Origin of the sequence: Thiomonas sp. FB-6 (genome assembly GCF_000377645.1) — a bacterium.
Lineage (GTDB): Bacteria > Pseudomonadota > Gammaproteobacteria > Burkholderiales > Burkholderiaceae_C > Thiomonas_A.
This window is the reverse complement of sequence record NZ_KB898523.1, coordinates 1-17,104: the sequence shown is the minus strand read 5'-3', so window position 1 is coordinate 17,104 and position 17,104 is coordinate 1. Positions and strand designations below refer to the sequence as shown.

Annotated in this window: 14 protein-coding genes and 4 pseudogenes; 11 read left to right on the top strand and 7 right to left on the bottom strand. The window is 65.5% G+C overall.

Translation table 11 applies throughout. The annotated features are described in order from the left end of the window. From D466_RS24300 to D466_RS0119280, 5 genes and pseudogenes are all read right to left on the bottom strand, one after another. Positions 1-134 (bottom strand): annotated as a pseudogene (locus tag D466_RS24300) (IS256 family transposase); the annotation flags it as partial. 110 nt (positions 135-244) lie between these two features. After that, a complete protein-coding gene (locus D466_RS0119295) occupies positions 245-1,060 on the bottom strand; it encodes an AraC family transcriptional regulator (RefSeq protein WP_018915326.1) in 816 nt (271 codons plus the stop codon). A gap of 91 nt (positions 1,061-1,151) precedes the next feature. Continuing rightward, positions 1,152-2,180, bottom strand: a complete 1,029-nt coding sequence (locus D466_RS0119290; protein WP_018915325.1) for an acetamidase/formamidase family protein — start codon at positions 2,178-2,180, stop codon at positions 1,152-1,154. 71 nt (positions 2,181-2,251) lie between these two features. Next, positions 2,252-3,880 (bottom strand): amino acid ABC transporter permease/ATP-binding protein, encoded by a 1,629-nt coding sequence (locus D466_RS0119285; RefSeq protein ID WP_018915324.1) that lies wholly within the window; start codon positions 3,878-3,880, stop codon positions 2,252-2,254. A 12-nt stretch (positions 3,881-3,892) separates the two neighbouring features. Next, positions 3,893-4,828: an ABC transporter substrate-binding protein gene (locus tag D466_RS0119280; protein WP_018915323.1), complete on the bottom strand. Its 936-nt coding sequence runs from the start codon at positions 4,826-4,828 to the stop codon at positions 3,893-3,895. Between the two features lie 312 nt (positions 4,829-5,140). Between D466_RS0119280 and D466_RS0119275 the strand changes: the two genes are divergently transcribed. Further along, entirely contained in the window at positions 5,141-5,539 is a 399-nt protein-coding gene (locus tag D466_RS0119275) for a RidA family protein (protein WP_018915322.1), read from the top strand. A 307-nt stretch (positions 5,540-5,846) separates the two neighbouring features. On the opposite strand, the gene D466_RS24295 is transcribed toward D466_RS0119275, so the two are convergent. Next, positions 5,847-6,014, bottom strand: coding sequence for a hypothetical protein (locus tag D466_RS24295; protein ID WP_018915321.1), 168 nt, complete (start codon positions 6,012-6,014; stop codon positions 5,847-5,849). Positions 6,015-6,316: 302 nt separating this feature from the next. On the opposite strand from D466_RS24295, the gene D466_RS24290 reads away from it, so the two are divergent. The 10 genes and pseudogenes from D466_RS24290 to D466_RS23650 all read left to right on the top strand — a co-directional run. Further along, positions 6,317-6,892 (top strand): hypothetical protein, encoded by a 576-nt coding sequence (locus D466_RS24290; protein ID WP_156004483.1) that lies wholly within the window; start codon positions 6,317-6,319, stop codon positions 6,890-6,892. Positions 6,893-6,894: 2 nt separating this feature from the next. Then, positions 6,895-8,097 (top strand): hypothetical protein, encoded by a 1,203-nt coding sequence (locus D466_RS0119260; RefSeq protein ID WP_018915319.1) that lies wholly within the window; start codon positions 6,895-6,897, stop codon positions 8,095-8,097. Positions 8,098-8,530: 433 nt separating this feature from the next. Beyond that, positions 8,531-8,980, top strand: a pseudogene (locus D466_RS24895) (UTRA domain-containing protein); the annotation flags it as partial. A 115-nt stretch (positions 8,981-9,095) separates the two neighbouring features. Beyond that, complete coding sequence (locus tag D466_RS0119240; RefSeq protein WP_018915315.1) at positions 9,096-9,950, top strand: PA4780 family RIO1-like protein kinase; 855 nt, start codon at positions 9,096-9,098, stop codon at positions 9,948-9,950. Between the two features lie 338 nt (positions 9,951-10,288). Beyond that, the gene (locus D466_RS0119235) at positions 10,289-11,248 is read left to right on the top strand and encodes a sodium:proton antiporter (RefSeq protein ID WP_018915314.1); all 960 of its coding nucleotides are present in this window, start codon (positions 10,289-10,291) and stop codon (positions 11,246-11,248) included. 153 nt (positions 11,249-11,401) lie between these two features. Beyond that, positions 11,402-12,373 carry a magnesium and cobalt transport protein CorA gene (locus D466_RS0119230; protein WP_018915313.1) on the top strand — a complete coding sequence of 324 codons (972 nt, stop codon included), beginning with the start codon at positions 11,402-11,404 and terminating at the stop codon, positions 12,371-12,373. Between the two features lie 449 nt (positions 12,374-12,822). After that, positions 12,823-12,996, top strand: a complete 174-nt coding sequence (locus D466_RS24280) for a hypothetical protein (RefSeq protein WP_156004481.1) — start codon at positions 12,823-12,825, stop codon at positions 12,994-12,996. A 658-nt stretch (positions 12,997-13,654) separates the two neighbouring features. Continuing rightward, a complete protein-coding gene (locus D466_RS0119215; protein ID WP_018915312.1) occupies positions 13,655-15,130 on the top strand; it encodes a SulP family inorganic anion transporter in 1,476 nt (491 codons plus the stop codon). Positions 15,131-15,142: 12 nt separating this feature from the next. Continuing rightward, positions 15,143-16,006, top strand: coding sequence for a universal stress protein (locus D466_RS0119210; RefSeq protein WP_018915311.1), 864 nt, complete (start codon positions 15,143-15,145; stop codon positions 16,004-16,006). Between the two features lie 335 nt (positions 16,007-16,341). Further along, positions 16,342-16,706: pseudogene (locus D466_RS23650) on the top strand (reverse transcriptase domain-containing protein); the annotation flags it as partial. A gap of 260 nt (positions 16,707-16,966) precedes the next feature. Here the strand turns inward: D466_RS23650 and D466_RS24270 are convergent. Next, positions 16,967-17,104: pseudogene (locus D466_RS24270) on the bottom strand (IS5/IS1182 family transposase); the annotation flags it as partial.

Below are 17,104 nucleotides of genomic sequence, written 5' to 3'. Positions count from 1 at the left end.
TAGCCGGCGCCGCAGCGCCCCTCCACGTCGATCTCCATGAGGCGCTGGGCCATGAACTGCACCATCTGGCGCAGCACGTCGACATCGGCCCCCTTCTCAGCGAGCTCGGTCAATGCGATAGTGGCGTTGGTCATCGTGGTTTCCTTCAGACAAGGATTGGTGGGTCGCACCTCAACCTTATCCGGACTTCACGATGGCCACCCCCATCTCCAGGGACGACCGGCGCGCGGTGAGCTGCTCCGGGCTACGCCCTTCGCAGCTCACCGCACCAAAGACTTACACCACTCGGCGGGACATTACCCGAGAAGGTTCTGCCGCTGGCCTCGAATAGCTTTTGCAGGGTCCGCGCGGAGACCCCCTCGAGCCGGGCCACCTCGGCCAGGCTGAGCCCGGAGTCGCTCAGGTGCGTGTCCACGTGACGCAAGGCCCTGTGCAACAGGGCTGCCTGCGGCGTGCGCAATCCCTGCTGCGCAACCGTGATGACCTCGTCGGCCAGGCTGGCCGCGACGATCTCCGGCAAGCTCTGTTCCAGGCATTGCAGTTGCCCGGCGTCCAGCGAATCGAAAGCATTCGCCAGTGCTGCCAGCGTGCCGGAAAGCACGTGTCCCATGCCGTGGCGGCCGGACAGGCACCCCGAGCTGGCACGCAGCGGCCCCGCCAGGCGCGACTTCAGGGTCTCGACGGGAACGCGAAGCATGAACTGCCGAAAGTCTCCATCGAAGCTCAGCTCCAGCTCGGATCGCGCGGTGCCATACACCATGTCTCCAGGGTCCAGCGCGCGCTGCCGCCCAGCTTCATGCAGCCACGCGGGCCCGGACATGTGCAGGCACAACCAGAGCTCCTGCGGCGGGGCCGCGCGGCGTACGAGGCGCTGCGCCGAGGACCTGATCGCCGCCATGGTGATGCCCAGCGGCGAACGGGCCGCCAGCAGCGTGGCGTGCAGCGGCTCGCGCGCCGTGTCCATGCGCGCGCGAAGATGGTGCGGCTGCAATGCCTCGCGCCACCTTTCGGGGCGCTCTTGCACCGGATAGGGGTCGGTCGTGAAAAGCTCGGTCTGCACTGCGATTCGCTCCCAGGATTCAGGAGCGAAACCGCAAGAAGCGTGCCCTGCGTCGCCGCTACGCCGCACCGGCAGCGGCCATGCCGTGCGCTCAGCCGCGCTGCGTCGGCGCGAACAAGCCGCGCGGCATCTTGCAGTGCACACCCTGCTTGCCGTCGACGACCTGGGTCACTCCGAAATCGGCGCCCACGCTCATCAGCGAATAGGCATCGTCGCGGCTCAGGCGATGGCGCTCGACGAGCAGCTGCAACATGTCCTTCGCCGCCTGGCGCATGGCCACATCGAGGTCTTCGTCGAATCCGTGCACGATCCACATGTCAGGCGTTTCCAGCAACGGCGATGGAAAGTGGAAGTCCTTGCGCAGCACGATCTGGAACATCACGTTGAGCGAGGCCTCGATCGCCGTACCGCTGATTTCGCCGTCTCCCTGGGAGATATGCGGATCGCCGATCGAGAACAGCGCGCCCGGAACGGCGACCGGGTAATACATGGTGGAGCCCGCTCCGATGCGCCAATTGTCGATATTGCCACCGTGCGCGCCCGGCGGCACGGTGCTCACACGCCCCATCGCGTCAGGGGCCACGCCGGCGGTTCCCAGGTGGGGGCGTACCGGCACGCGCACGCCACCCAGCGCCGGCTGGCAGTTGCACGTCGATCGTGGCGTGATGCGCCCCGGCACCAGGTACTTGCCGGGATAGTCGTAGGCGAACAGCGCGCTGGCAGTGTTGCACTGCTCGTCGAGTTCGTAGATGGTCACCCGCTCCTTCTCGCCAAGTTCCCGGTACAGGTGCCCCCAGTGCGCAGCCAGGTTGGAACCGTAGCGCAGACGCGGCAGCATCTGCAGGTAGCGGACTTCGAGCATGTCGCCCGGCCGCGCATCCTCGACATGGATCGGGCCGGTCATCAGGTGCACGCCCGGATTGCGATCCTGCTCCGGAATGCTGGCGTACAGCGCGCGCAGCGCATCATCCATCATCAAGTCAGGCGCGTCGCCTGCGTGGTGAGTGACGGCCTCGGCGCGCACGACGTCCCCGCTGTGCACATGCAGCACTGGGGCCAGGGCGGCATCGAAATAGCCCCAGTGGACACTTTTGGGACGGGCGGGAAGATCGTGAAACATCAGGGCCTCCGTGCGGGAAACGGACAAGATCGGAATGGTGGGATGGACTCGGGGCGAGTGGCAGCCAGGCTTCAGGCGGGTTCCCCCGACAACTGGCCGGCGGCCATGACGCGAATGAACCGGGATGTCAGCGGATGGCTGGGCGTGTGCAGCACCTCGTGCGCCGGACCGTCCTCGACGATGCTTCCCTGAGCGAGGAAGACGACGCGGTCGGCCACCTCCTCGGCGAAGCGCAGTTGATGCGTGGAGATCAGCATGGTCAGACCCTCCTCGCTGGCCAGACGCCGGATGACGTCGAGCACCTCGCCCACCATTTCCGGATCCAGCGCCGATGTGGGCTCGTCGAGCAGCAGCACCCTCGGCCGCGTGGCGATCGCGCGCGCGATCGCCACGCGCTGCTGCTGCCCGCCGGACAGGTGCCTGGGAAGCGCGTCGGCGCGATCGGCCAGGCCGACGCGATCGAGCAACTCCTGCGTCCGCGCATCGGCTGCGGCGGCGGACCAGCGATGCACCCAGCGCAAGGGCCCGGCGATGTTCTCGCGTGCACTGAGGTGTGCGAACAGGTTGAAGTGCTGGAACACCATGCCCACACCGACCTCTACCCTCTGGCGCGCCAGCGCGCTGGTGCTCAGCACGACCCCGCCGGCGCTCATGCCGATGCGTCGTCCGCTGATGAACACGCTGCCACTGTCCCAGGTCTCGAGACGGTTCAGACAACGCAGCAGCGTGCTCTTGCCCGAGCCGCTGGGCCCGAGCAATGCCACAACCTCTCCGCTGTGCACGCGCAGACTCAACGCACTGAAGATGCACTGCTTGCCGTAGCTCATGGTCAGGTCCCGCACCTCCACAGCAATCGGCGCGGCGGCCAGACCCTGCGCCCGTTGTCGGCGGTTCGACGCTACACCGCCGCCGGCCTGCGTCGCAGGCGGCGCCGTAGCCGGGACTGGCGATGACGCGAAGCTCGGCACGGGCAGGGCCGCGCGGCGAGTTGCAGGCCACAGGGCCTGCAGCCAAGGCCATCCCCGCATGCGGCGCGCAGGCCCCGACATCGGGCGATCGAGATCCAGGACCCGCTCGGCGATGAGTTGCAGCAGGGAGACAGTTCCCGTCAGCAGCAGGTAGAACAGGCCCGAGGCAAAGAACACCGAGAAGAAGTCAAAGGTCGACGACGCCAACTGCGTGCTGCGAAGGGTCAACTCCTGCACCGAGATGAATGACGCCAGCGAGGAGTTTTTCAAGGCGCTCACGGCTTCGTTGCCGAAAGCGGGAATCATGGTGCGAATCGCCTGCGGCGCCACGACGTGGCGCATCAGCACCCGCGCCGGCATGCCCAGCGCCCTGCCCGCCAGCACCTGCCCGCGGTCAACGCCGACAATGCCCGAGCGCAGGATCTCGGCGATGAACGGGGCCTCGTTCATCGCCAGCGCCACACCGGCCGAGGCCACGGCGCTCCAGCGAATCCCGAAGTGCGGCAGAGCGTCGTAGACGAACACCATTTGCAGAATCAGCGGCGTGCCGCGGAACACCACGGTGTAGCCGCGAGCCAGCGCGGCCATCCACCGCTGCCCCGACAACTGCATTGCGGCCAGCACGATGCCGGCCCCCAGGCCGCCTGCCAGCCCGTACGCGGTGACCAGCAGGGTCAGCGCGATTCCGTGCAGCAGGTAGCCCAGGGTCAGGTAGTGGTAGAACAGTGCCACGCCGGTCCCCGTTCAATGCGCGGTCACCAGGGTCGGCGCTTCCACGGCGCCCTGGTCGAGGCCCCACTTGCGCATCATCGCCGCCTGCTGCCCCGAAGCCTGCAGCGCCTTCAGCGCGGCCATGATGGCGCCACGCAGCGCATGGTTGTCCTGTGGCACCGCGATCCCGATGTGGTAGGGCAGCGTCACGGCGACCGCCTTGCTCAACTTGTCGGGATAGGCCTTGACCGCCTGATCAACGGTGTTCACGTCATTGATATATGTGTCGGCCCGGCCGGCCAGCACGGCTTGGATGCACGACGCGTTGTTGTCGTATAGCTGAACCTTCGGCGCCGGCTTGCCCGCGGCTGTGCAGGCGGCCGCAAGGTTCTGCACCAGCGGAACCTCGACGAAACCGGTGTTCTCGGCAGCCGTCATGCCGCAGAGCGACTGGTTGATGCCACTGATCTTCTTAGGGTTGTCCTTGGCCACGAGCACACCGTCGAACACCTTGGAATAGGTGATGAAATCCGCGGCGCGGGCGCGCTCCTTGGTGGCGTAGATATCGGAAATCACGAAATCGGCTCGGCCACTCTGCAATGTCGGCAGCAATGCCGCGAAGGCCACCGGGGTGTACCGCACCGAAAAGCCCAGGCACTTGCCCAGGGACTCGGCCAGATCCACGTCGAAACCGACGTAGTGACTCGGATCCTTCGGATCCAGGGCCTCATACCCGGGGGTGTGCGGGTTGATGGCGTCCACGAGGGTTTTGCCCTTGAACTGCGGGTAATGCGCTTGCAGCGCCGCGCAGACCCGAGGTGAGCCCGGCTCGGCGGCTTGTGCGCTCGCCAGCTGGCCCAGGCAGGCCGCGGCACCCAAGGCCATGCAGGCGGCGGCGCGGCGCCAGACCCGCCCGTTGGCCAGTCTCGACGGCGCCGGCGTACGGGTGTGCAACATCTGGGTGAACATGGGAATTTCTCCGGTCGTGGAAACAGGAACTAGACGGATCACGAGCGATCCGGATCACTGGGCTTCGGACGATCCGCCGCCTTGGAAACGATGCTAGGAAGCCAGCGCCGGGAGCGCTTGTGTCGCAGCGCACAATTTCTTGTGCAAAAGCGAAAGCCCGCGGCAGGGCGCTTGCCGGCTCGCTCTGAAGCCGCATGCATGCCCGGGAAAGGGTCGCCGCAACACACCTTGTGCAAACGCAGCATGGGTTCTTAAGATGGGCTGGCAGCGCGATCGAGCGCCGCTGCAGACCCGCTTCAGGATGCGAAAGCCATGCCCACGACCTTTCACATGATCGGCGGTGCGCCCGACCCGGTCGCCCCCTTCAGCCATGCCGTCCAAGCCGATGGATGGGTCTTCATCACCGGCCAGATGCCGTTTACCGGAACCTCGCTGGATTCGCCCTATCCGCAAGGCATCGAAGCACAGACGCATCAGGTCATGCACAACCTCGGCGTGGTGCTCGCCGGCTGTGGACTGCGACTGGCCGACGTCGTGTCCGTACGCGTGTATCTCACCGCGTTCGATGCCGACTACGAGGCGATGAACCGGGTCTACGCGGGCTACTTTCCTGCGCAGCGCCGGCCGGCGCGCACCTGCGTCGGAGTGACCGGCCTGGCCAAGGGCGCGCTAATCGAAATCGACATGGTGGCGCGGTGCCCGCCGGGTTAGGCCGATGTCGCTGCAGCACCGACGGCTGGCTTGTCGCCGCCGATGCCGAACGGACCCTCGCGAGTCGGACCCGAGGCCGTTGAGGAGCCCGCGCGAGCGGGGATGAACCGAATGCATTCAAGCCCCTGATGCTCCGAGCACGTGATCTGGTGCGGCGGCGTGGAAGAGCATCACGTATGAGGACGAGCCTCAAATGTCGAGTGCAACTTCCCAGTTCCCGGGTTTGTCCGTCTCGGCGAGCCACCATCAGAAGCCTCAGGTCACAAGCCTGGGGCTTCATCGCTTCTGGGGTAAACCTGCCAAGGGTTCAGGGTTTCTTCATGAAACGCAGGTAGGTGGCGGCGGCGACTGCGGCGATGCCGATGTTCACGAAAAGTCGCGCCCAGAATTGGTGCCTGAGAAGCAGGACGTCGACGCAGACCACGGCTGCGATCATGGCCAGGACGTAGAAGGTCGCGACGATCGATCGCGGCATGGTGGTCCGCTCGTGTTCAGCGGCCAAAGCCACGAAGGCCGAGCGCGACAGTTCGCGCCGGCCCGACTCGGCATCGATGCGCGGGATCTGCGCGTCTCCTGCGGAATGGACTCATTGACCCCGCGCAGTGTGCTTGCGCGGCTCCTGCCCGGTGTCGGCCGCAACGCCTTGGGTGTCTTTGAATGCGCCCTTGGTGCGTGGGTGATTTGTCCAGCCATTGGAACTCGCCGAAGCTGTTCGTGTCGAACCCACTCCGAGGCACGGAACCATTACCACGCAGGCGATGGCATCTCGACCAAGTCGTGAGCGGCGTTCGCGGACCGTCCCATGCCGATTTGGGAATTCTCGCCTACGTCCTCTTGACGGGGCAGCCATCCATGAGTTTCGTCAGGGAAGGGGCGATCAATCCCTTCAGAGAAACCGGTGGGGTGTACAAGGCAGTCAGGACTTTGCAGTTGAATAGATCGTGTGGCAGCTTGAGAACGGTGTATTCGGTGGAGAAGTGCCCGACGGGTTTGATGGCCTCCTTCGAGATCGAAGGTCAATTGAAGCTGCCGGATCTTTCCGCAATCGATTCCACCGTGGAGACTTGGGTTCCCGATGGCCCGGGTTCCGTGCTTGGGCATTTCACGATGTGCTGGCATGCGGAAGACGGGAGCCGGATCAAGGGCGAGGCGGAAACCCACTATCAAATTCCGACGAACTTGGCTTTGAAATCGACGCAGTTCCGGGAAATTCTGATTGACTTTCGCGCAGACCGGAAACATCTCGAGCAGCAGGAGAGAATCGTGTTGTTCAGCGACGATCTGTTGAAGACCTGGACGTTTCCGGGCAGGCCTGATGGGCGCGTGAAGCCAGCGATGCTCAAGTCGGGCTGAGCATGAACCTGAAGAACGGCGGAGATGGGGCGAGTGGAGATGAACTGGTCAGCCTGTTCGCCCTGTCTGCCGTCAACTTTTTCTATGTAACCGCTGACAGCATCGCCTGCATCGCTTCGCTGTGGGTGCTTTCCGCTCGGACGGGCCACGGCCACGCTTTGCAGGTGGGCGTGATCCTGGGCGTTGGTGCCTTGCTTCCGCCGCTGTTGGCACGGCTTCGGCGAGCATCGCCCCGAGTCGACGAGGCACCTACCCTCCTGCTTGCACGAGGGCTCGGCCTTGTGACCTATCTGGCCGCTGTGCCGCTTGCCGCGAACTTGGGCGCGCCAGTCGTTGCTTACGCCGTCTTGCTCGCTTCTTCGCTGGCTGGCGCCTGCACGATCTTCAGCGTCGAGACGATCATCGGAGCGCTCGCGTTGCGACTTCCGCGGGAGCGATGCGCGCTGATCGCTCGTACCCAGATGCTGGGTGCCCAGTTCGCAATGTTCGCTGGCGCAGCCGTCTCGGGCTTTTCGTTTCAGTGGCTCGGATACCTCGGCGCGCTCGCCGTTGCGGTGGGTGTTGCGGCGTGGGGACTGGCTGTGCAGTGCATGGCGTCGAATGTCCTGGCCGTTCCGGCTCGCGACGCCGCGGCCGTCGCCGCCAGGGAGTGTGTTTCGGAGCCGGGAAGGCCGGACAGCGCTTTCGCGCTGTGGATGCTGCTCGGGGCTCTGGTTGCCTTGTTCAATTTTCTGGCCCCATTTCTAATGCACCACGAACGGCGTATGGGGATCGCGGATTACGCAATCCTCGAGATGCTTTGCATCGCCGGATCCCTGTGTGCCATCGGCGCCTACACACGCTGGGCATTGGCGAGTCTTCGGGATGGGGTGTTGACGGCGATGTTGCTCGCCAGTTTCCTCGTGTTCGCGATCGGGAGCAGTCTCTGGATGCAGGTGGCAGGTGCCTTCATCGGTTTTTCCCTGAGTGCCCTGCGCATCAAGCAGCGCGCGAAACTGTTCCTGCGGGTGCAATGTCCGGACGACGCGCGATCCTGGGGCGGCCGGATCGCCACGCAGACCGTACTCCAGCGTGCGTTGCTGCCGGTTGTCCTCGGCGCGCTGCTGCAGGTTTCGACACCATCGCGCGTATTCCTTGGGTCCGTGTTGCCGGCCTTCCTGCTGATGGGACTCGCGCTCTATCGGGACAAGCATTCAACCGTGTAGGCCGCTTCGCCGGGCGCTGCCTGTCTCGACTGCAAAGCCTTCCTCCCTCGGCGCCACGGGCAAATGTTCAGAGGCATTCAAGCGCTACGCTCCAGTGCCCAGTTTCGCCCTGGTCGGCGAGCCAAATGAATCAACGGCTTAGACGCGAAAGCGCCTAGGCCGTTGGCCTTTCTTGCGGGCTTGCATCAGCCGTGCAGGCGCTGGGGCATGAACTGCATCATCTGGCGCAGCACGTCGACATCGGCCCCCTTCTCAGCGAGCTCGGTCCATGCGATAGTGGCGCTGGTCATCGTGGTTTCCTTCAGACAAGGATTGGTGGGTCGCACCCCAACCTTATCCGGACTTCACGATGGCCGCCCCATCTCCAGGGACGACCGGCGTGCGGTGAGCGGCTCCGGGCTACGCCCTTCGCAGCTCACGCCAAACCCGGCAGATGGCTCCAATCGACATCGGCGTCAACACCGCTCCGACGTCCCCTTGTACCGGGAAGTTCGCAGACGCCTGTCGGCCGCCATCGATGGGCTGGAGTGGGGCGCCCCGGTCAGGCTTCCACCTCGTCGGAAAGGACGGCCGCAAGGAATACCCCCAGGTGCGCTTTCGACTCTTCGACGTGGTTGCCGCCGATGCCTATGCCGCCAGGAGCCTGGAGGTGAGGGCCGGCGCGCGGCTCTACCACCTCTCCAACGTTCTGTCGCTGCAGGGGCGCATCACCCCGGTGGACGAGATCTACCTGCCCGCCGCGGCGTTCTCGGGGTTCGACGAGGAGCGCCTTCGCGCGCGCAAGGGCACGCTCTAACAGCTCTACCAGGACGATTTCAACAACAGCGTCGTGCGCACCTCCGAGCGCATCCGCGCGAGCGCTGCCACGCCCGAGCAGGCGCGCGAGCTGCAGGTCGAGCCGGCCACACCGCTGCTGGAGATCATCCGCATCGCTTGCACCTTCGACGCCCGCCGGGGTTCGGGTGCCCCGGCCCGGGCCGAGAGCGCAAAATGGGCCCATGAAAATCCCCAAGCCGCTGCAAGCCTTGTTCGACGAAGGCCTGATCGACCGCGTCTCGCGCCAACTCACCAGCGGCAAGGAAGCCACGGTCTACGTCGTCGGCCTCGGCGACGAGACCTTCTGCGCCAAGGTCTACAAGCAGGCCACGCAACGCAGCTTCCGGCAGGCCGTCGACTACACCGAGAATCGCAAGGTCAAGAATTCGCGCCAGGCGCGCGCAATCGCCAAGGGCTCGCGCTTCGGACGCGAGTCGCAGGAGGCGGCATGGCAAAGCGCCGAGGTCGAGGCGCTGTATCGCCTGGCCGCGGCGGGGGTCCGCGTGCCCCGCCCGCTGCAGTTCCACGAGGGCGTGTTGCTCATGGAGCTGATCGTCGGCGAGCACGGCGCCGCCGCGCCGCGACTCAACGACGTCGACTTCAGCCCGCAGCAAGCCCGCTTGCACCACCACGGCCTGCTGCGCGAGGTCGTTCGCATGTTGTGCGCGGGCGTGGTGCATGGCGATCTGTCGGAGTTCAACATCCTGCTCGGCGCCGAGGGGCCGGTCATCATCGACCTGCCCCAGGCGGTCGACGCGGCCGGCAACAACCACGCGGCGCGCATGCTCGTGCGCGACGTCGGCAACCTCAACGCCTTCTTCGGACGCTTCGCGCCCGAGCTGCGCGACAGCGAGCACGCCGGCGAGATCTGGGCGCTGTACAGCCAGGGCCGGCTCAGCCCCGAGACGCAGCTCACGGGCCGCTTCGAAAGACCGCCCGGCGCCGTCGACCTGGACGGCGTGATGCGCGAGATCGACGCCGCGCGCGACGATCACAGGCAGCGCTTGGCGCGGCTCACGGATGCGCAGACCTCCTGAGCCCGCGGCGTCGACCCGAGGCGTCATGCACGACGCTGCCGGCTCAGCGCCGGCCGGGTCCGGCACCCGCAGGTGCATCGTCGGCCAGGCCGCGCATGCGATGGACGAGATCGCCGACGGGGGGCGGTCTCCCCTTCAGTTGCGCTCTCGAAGCTGAAGCGCGTCCGCGCGACCGGAAGGGGCGCAACCGTCCCGACGGACCTTGCAGCGACGATTCGCTTGCGCAAGATCAAGACTCGACCCGGTCGGACGCCGGGTGCGTCGATAGCCGCAGCCGCGAGGTCCGGCGCCGTTCGATACGGAGCGTTCACGGGCGGCACCGACGCCGGCCCTCGCGGATGCTGCTCTCGCTCGGGCTCGTGGGCCTGGATGCGGCTGGCTGGGACCTCGGACTGCGACAGGTGGAGGAGTCGATGCTGCGCGCGATCGACTTCTCGAGCTTGCTGATGCAGGGCATGCTCTCCCTGCTGCTGTTTGCCGGGGCCCTGCACGCGGACCTTTCCGAACTGCGCAACTATCGCTGGCAGGTGGGTGCGCTGGCCGTGATCTCCACGCTGCTGTCCACGCTGGCCGTGGGCTACGGCACCTGGCTGGCGCTGCCCTGGGTGGGGTTGCACCTGCCGCTGGTCTATTGCCTGCTGTTCGGCGCGCTGATCTCGCCCACGGATCCGGTTGCGGTGATGGGCATCCTGAAGACGGCCGGCGCGCCGAAGAACCTGGAACTCGTCATCGCGGGCGAATCCCTGTTCAACGATGGCGTGGGTGTCGTCCTCTTTGCGCTGCTGCTCGGAATGCTCACGAGCGGCGATGCGCCCACGGTGAAGCACGGCCTGGAATTGATGCTGCAGGAAGCCGGCGGAGGCCTGCTCTTCGGTCTGGTGCTCGGGTATGTCACGTTCAGGCTGCTGCGCAGCGTCGACAACTACGAGGTCGAGGTGATGCTGACGCTGGCCGCGGTGACCGGAGGCTATGCGCTGGCCAACCGGCTGCACGTGTCCGGGCCGCTGGCCATGGTGGTCGTGGGGCTCATCGTCGGCAATGGCGGTCGCAGGCTGGCGATGTCCGACACCACGCGGCAGTACGTCGACCTGTTCTGGGAACTGATCGATGAAATTCTCAATGCCGTGCTGTTCGTGCTGATCGGCATGGAGGTCCTGCTGGTGAGCTTCTCGGCAAGCATCCTGTTGGCCGCGGTCTTGGTCATGGTGGTGACGCTGCTTGCGCGGGCGTTGACGGTCGGCCGCGTGGTGCGCTGGGCGGTTACCGGTCGCGATCGAGCGGATCGATCGCATGCATAGCCACGTCCAGCGCCGGCGTGGCGTCGTCCGCCCCTCGTGTCCGACGCGGCATGCACGCTAGCCTTCGGGAGGCAGGCTGGCCTGCCGCCAGGGCTGGATGCCACAATGCAGGCGGGGTTGGTTGCCGACGACCGTCACGGGAGGAGCAGGACGATGACATCCACGGTGGACAGTGTCATCTATCGCGAGGGAAGGCGCATCGGGGACGTCTCCATCGACGAGATCTCGCAAGTCATCCGGCAGAGCGGAACTTTCGTGTGGCTCGGACTGCACGAGCCGGACGACGCCGTGTTGCGGCAAATCCAGCGCGACTTCGGCCTGCATGAGCTGGCCATCGAGGATGCGCACCACGCCCATCAGCGGCCGAAGATCGAGGCCTACAGCGGTTCGCTGTTCATCGTGTTGAAGACGGCGCAACTGCAGGAAGGGTCGGTGGTCTATGGCGAGACCCACCTCTTCGTGGGCCCGAACTTCCTGGTTTCGGTGCGCCACGGCGCCTCGTCGAGCTATGCGCAGGTGTTGCAGCGCAGCGAGGTCGGCACGAAGGAACTTCCCAAGGGCCCGGGCTTCGCGCTGTATGCGCTGCTGGACTTCGTGGCGGACAACTACCAACCGGTCGTGGCCCAGTTCGAGAAGGACTTCGACGCGATCGAAACCGACATCTTCAGGGATCGCTTCGACAGGCTCGTCATCGAGCGCTTGTACGACCTGAAGCGCAATCTCCTGGAATTGCGCAATGCCGTGTTGCCGGTGGCGGAAATCAGCTCGGAACTCATGCGCCTGCACGGCGACCTGATTCCGAAGGAACTGCGCGCGTACTTCCGGGACATCCAGGACCACGTGTCGCGGCTGGTGAGCCTCATCGACGGCATGCGCGACATGCTGACCACGGCCATGCAGGTGAACCTGGCGCTGGTGGCCAACAACCAGAACGAGGTGGTCAAGCGCCTGGCGGGTTGGGGCGCGATCCTGGCCATCCCCACCGTGATGTTCAGTCTGTACGGCATGAATTTCGCATGGATGCCGGAGTTGAAATGGAAGGCCGGGTACCCGCTGGCGGTCGCCGCCACGGTGTTCGGTTGCGCCTTCGTCTACCGCCGATTGCGCCGGGCTGGCTGGGTCTAGTTGTCGGGCTTCGGGACGCGTTCTCGCGGCTGGCCATGCGCCGGCGCGGGGCGTTGCGCGGGCCTTGTGTGCGCCAACGCACGGTTGTGACCACCTTCACGGTTTACTTTGCAGCTGCACCGTGTCCGGGTACGGCGCCTGATGGGCGCGAGCGAATCGATTTCCTCCGGGCGTGGCGGATGGGCGGGGTCGTAGCGCCAGTCTCCGCAAGCGTCGGAACTCGAGGAACGTCTCCGAGATGCCGGGCCATCGACGCGATCTTTCCTTGCATCTCGATCGAAGAGGGCGATGCAGTCCACGCGAGTCTCGCGGCACCGATCGGTGGATGACGCTGGCGATGCGGGTCACCAGGGCGTCGATGTCCACTTTCTGTCGAACGACGCCTATCACGTCATGCTCACGACGACCACCTATCAGCCGGGTCAGATGTCGACGACGTGCCGTGGCAGATGGAAGCCGACGCGCCAGGATTCGCCGCTGTCGCAGTCGATGCTTGCGGTGAGCTGGTTGATGCGTACGATGACGCCGACCTGGCGACGCAGGTACTTGTCCTCGAACGCGACCTTGTCGCCGCGCTTGAAGTCGGCGCGGCCGGGTTTGCGCGGCGTGTCCTCGGGCTATAGCCGCCACGACGAACGCGCTCGAGTGCGGCCTCCACGCGCCGCCGCTGGACGTCCAGTCGCTGCCGCGAGGCCTGCGCCATGGCCTGCTGTTGCAGGGCGTCCATGTGCGACAGACTGCCAACGCTGGATGGGTCAAGCGTTATCCTGCGGGCGTTGTGGGTCGCCAGCCCATGTTCTTCTTCCAGGCTGCGCAGCAGGCCTTCGAGGATCAGATTCACACGCAGTGTCAGGCCGGGGTGGATCATGAATGCATCCCGCGAGCTTGCCGGCACCTGGAGAACAGCCCCACGGGGGCCGGGCTGGGCAAGCATAGCCCGGCTGAACACGGCCTGCGCGCGCCCCAGCTTTGCGTGGCTTGGCACGCCGACGCCAGGCGGGCATGGGGTGGGTAACATACCGTCTCGATCATCTCGCCACGCCATCTCGGCCGCGATCCATCGGAGTTTCGACCTGTGTAAGCCTCACCCATCGCCGCGAGCTTCGGCTTGACCACTACATCCACGCTCGCGCGAGGCACACCCTTCGATTCGATGAAAGCATCATGGCTTGCCGCTCCCACGCGCGGGCAGGCTCCCAGTTCGCTGATCGAGCGAAGCGCTGACGCGCGATTTCGCCAGCCATCCCTTTGCCGGCTGGCAGTTCGACTGGGCCCGAATACATGCCATCCATCCGACAGGAGTGGTTTTCCAATGTCCGCAACGACGTGCTTTCGGGGCTCGTCGTTGCGCTGGCGCTGATTCCTGAAGCGCTCGCCTTTTCCGTCATCGCCGGCGTGGACCCCAAGGTGGGCTTGTACGCGGCCTTCAGCATGGCCACGGTCGTCGCCTTCACGGGCGGACGCCCCGGCATGATCTCGGCCGCCACCGGCTCGATGGCGCTGCTGATGATCACCCTGGTCAAGCAGCACGGCCTGCAATACCTGTTCGCGGCAACCGTGTTGACGGGACTGCTGCAGATGCTCATCGGCTGGCTCGGCTTTGCCAGGCTCATGCGCTTTGTCTCGCGCTCGGTCATCACCGGCTTCGCCAACGCGCTGGCCATCGTCATCTTCATGGCGCAGTTGCCCGAGCTCATCCATGTGCCCTGGACGGTATACGCCCTGACCGCCGGAGGCTTGGCCGTCATCTACCTGCTTCCCTACGTCACCAAGGCGGTCCCGTCGCCGCTGGTGGCCATCGTGGTCCTGACGGCGTTGACCGTGCTGCTCGGCCTGCACGTTCCCACCGTGGGCGACAAGGGGCAGTTGCCCGACAGCCTGCCGGTCTTCCTGTTTCCGGAAATGCCGATCAACCTGCATTCCCTGCGAATCATCTTTCCCGTTTCGTTGGCCATGGCAGTCGTGGGACTGCTGGAGTCGATGATGACGGCCACGTTGATCGACGATTTCACCGATACGTCGAGCAACAAGCGTCGCGAGTGCGTGGGCCAGGGCGTGGCCAACATCGTCACCGGATTCCTCGGAGGCATGGCGGGCTGCGCCATGATCGGCCAGTCGGTCATCAATGTGAAATCCGGTGGGCGCGGGCGCTTGTCCACACTCACCGCCGGTATCGTTCTGCTCATCCTGGTGGTTTTCCTGGGGCCCTGGGTCGCGCGCATCCCCATGGCCGCGCTGGTGGCCGTGATGATCATGGTGTCCATCGGCACCTTCAACTGGGGCTCGATCCGCAATCTGCGCGAGCACCCGAAGAGCTCCAGCGTGGTGATGCTCGCCACCGTGGCCATGGTGGTGGCCACCAATAATCTCGCACTGGGCGTGCTCACCGGCGTGTTGCTGTCGGGGTTTTTCTTCGCGCACAAGGTGGGCCAGATCCTGCGCGTGCGCTCGGTGGCCGAGGACGAAGGCCGCGTGCGCACCTACACGGTGACGGGCCAGGTCTTCTTTGCCTCGGCCGAGCGCTTCATCGCCTCCTTCGACTTCAAGGAGGTGGTCGACAAGGTCCGCATCGACGTCAGCCGGGCGCACTTCTGGGACATCACCGCCGTGAGCGCGCTGGACAAGGTGATCCTCAAGTTCCGGCGCGAAGCCACCGAGGTCGAGGTCATCGGCCTGAACGAGGCCAGCGCGACGATGGTCGACAAATTCGCCGTCCACGACAAGGACGGCGCCGAAGACTTGTTGATGAGCCATTGAGGGGGCCGCTTCGTGAATCCGGACAACAAGGTACTGGCTTGCGTCGATCGCTCGCACTTCGCCGATTTCGTCGCCGACTACGCCGCCTGGGCAGCGTGTCGCATGCACGCGCCGCTGGAATTCCTGCATGTCATCGACCGCCATCCGGAGATCGGCTCCGGCAAGGACCACAGCGGCGCCATCGGCATCGACGCCCAGGAAACCCTGCTCAAGCAGATCACCGAGGAGGAGCAGATACGCACCAAGGCCGAGCGCGAGCGCGGCCGCGAGTTCCTGAACCGCCTGCGCGAGCGCGCGCTGGCCGCAGGGGCCGAGGCGGTGGACATGCGCCAGCGCCATGGCGGATTGGTGGACACGCTGGTCGAGCAGGAGCAGGGCGTGCGGCTCGTGGTCCTGGGTCGTCGCGGCGCATCGGCCGAATCATCCGGCCGCGACATCGGCCGCAACGTCGAACGCGTGACGCGCTCCCTGCACACGCCCGTGTTGACGGTCACCGAGGGCTTCAAGCCGCCGCGGCGTGTATTGATCGCCTATGACGGGTCTGCCGTCACGCGCCGGGGCGTGGAACTGGTGGCAAGCAGCCCGGTGTTCTCCGGGCTCCAGGTGCACCTGCTGATGTGCGGAAAGGCCGGCGCCGACGCGGACAGGAAACTCCAGCAAGCGCGAGCCGGCCTGGAGGCCCATGGCATGAACGTGGTGGCGTCGTTCCTGCCTGGAGACCTCGAGGCCGGCATCGTCCGCACGGTCCGCGATGCTGGGATTGATCTGCTGATCATGGGCGCTTATTCGCATTCTCCCTTGCGCTCCCTGCTCTTGGGCAGCAAAACCACGGACCTCTTGCGCGCGTCCACCATTCCCACCTTGCTGCTGCGTTGAAGAGACGTTGAAGCGGCGCGTTTGTGACCTTGCCCCCGAAAAGCGTATGCAAGCCAGGACTTCAGCGATGTCCTCATCGGGTACGGCATCACGGCCTCGATGAGCCGGCGTGGCAACTGCTGGGACGTCAACGACTGCAGCGAGACGCTGTTAACCGCTGCGTGAAGTGGGTTCATGAAGTGCGGATCGATCGGGTGATGCGCAGTGGCAAGGCGCGGCGATGAATCAAGCTCGTATCCGTGGGTTGGGTACCACCGTTCATCGATTCGTCGCGGAGGCTGCCTCGCTCTAAGTGCGCGGTTCAGGGGTACGTGCAATCGGGGCGCCGGATCGTGGTCGACGTGGACCTGGAGCGGCGGGGCCACTGCTTTGTGCGCTATGCCGACGACTGCTGCGTGTATGCACGCAGTCGCCGTGCGGGCGAGCGGGTGATGGCGCTGCTGCGACGGCTCTACGGGAAACTGAAACTGACCGTCAACGAGGCCAAGAGCGCGGTGGCTGGGGTTGGGGGGGGCGCAAGTTCCTCGGCTACAGCTTCTGGTTCGGCCGCCACGGTGTGCAACGCAGGGTGGCGACCAAGGCTGTGCTCGCCTTCAAGCAGCGGGTGAGGGAACTGACCCTCCGTTCGGGAGGTCGCAGCATGGCCCAGGTCGTCGAACGGCTGCGCCACCGTCTGCGGGCCATCCAGCTCAAGCAGTTCCTGACCTCAAGCTCGCGAACCGCCCGGTGCGGACCCGCACGCCGGGTGGTGTGGCAGGGGCGCGGCTCTCATGAGCCGCCCCCTATGCCGATGGGCGGCACCATGACGCAAACGTGATGGCGCCTAAGGCAACGCTGAAGAAGCACCTGTTTTTGCAGAAGCCGGGCCCTACGATTTCAGGATGCGGGAACTCGATTCGATGAGGGTGATTTGGCGCCCATCGGGCCTCATTCGCGAGCCTTTCGACCCGCCTTGCGCCCTTATGGACGCACCTGTGCCATGAGCCGATTTCGGCACATGAAGATGTTGCTCAAGGCCAGCGCGGCGAACGCGCGCGTCGCGTTCTTATCCAGTCCGCGATAGCGCACCTTGCTGAAGCCCCACAGCCGCTTGATGAC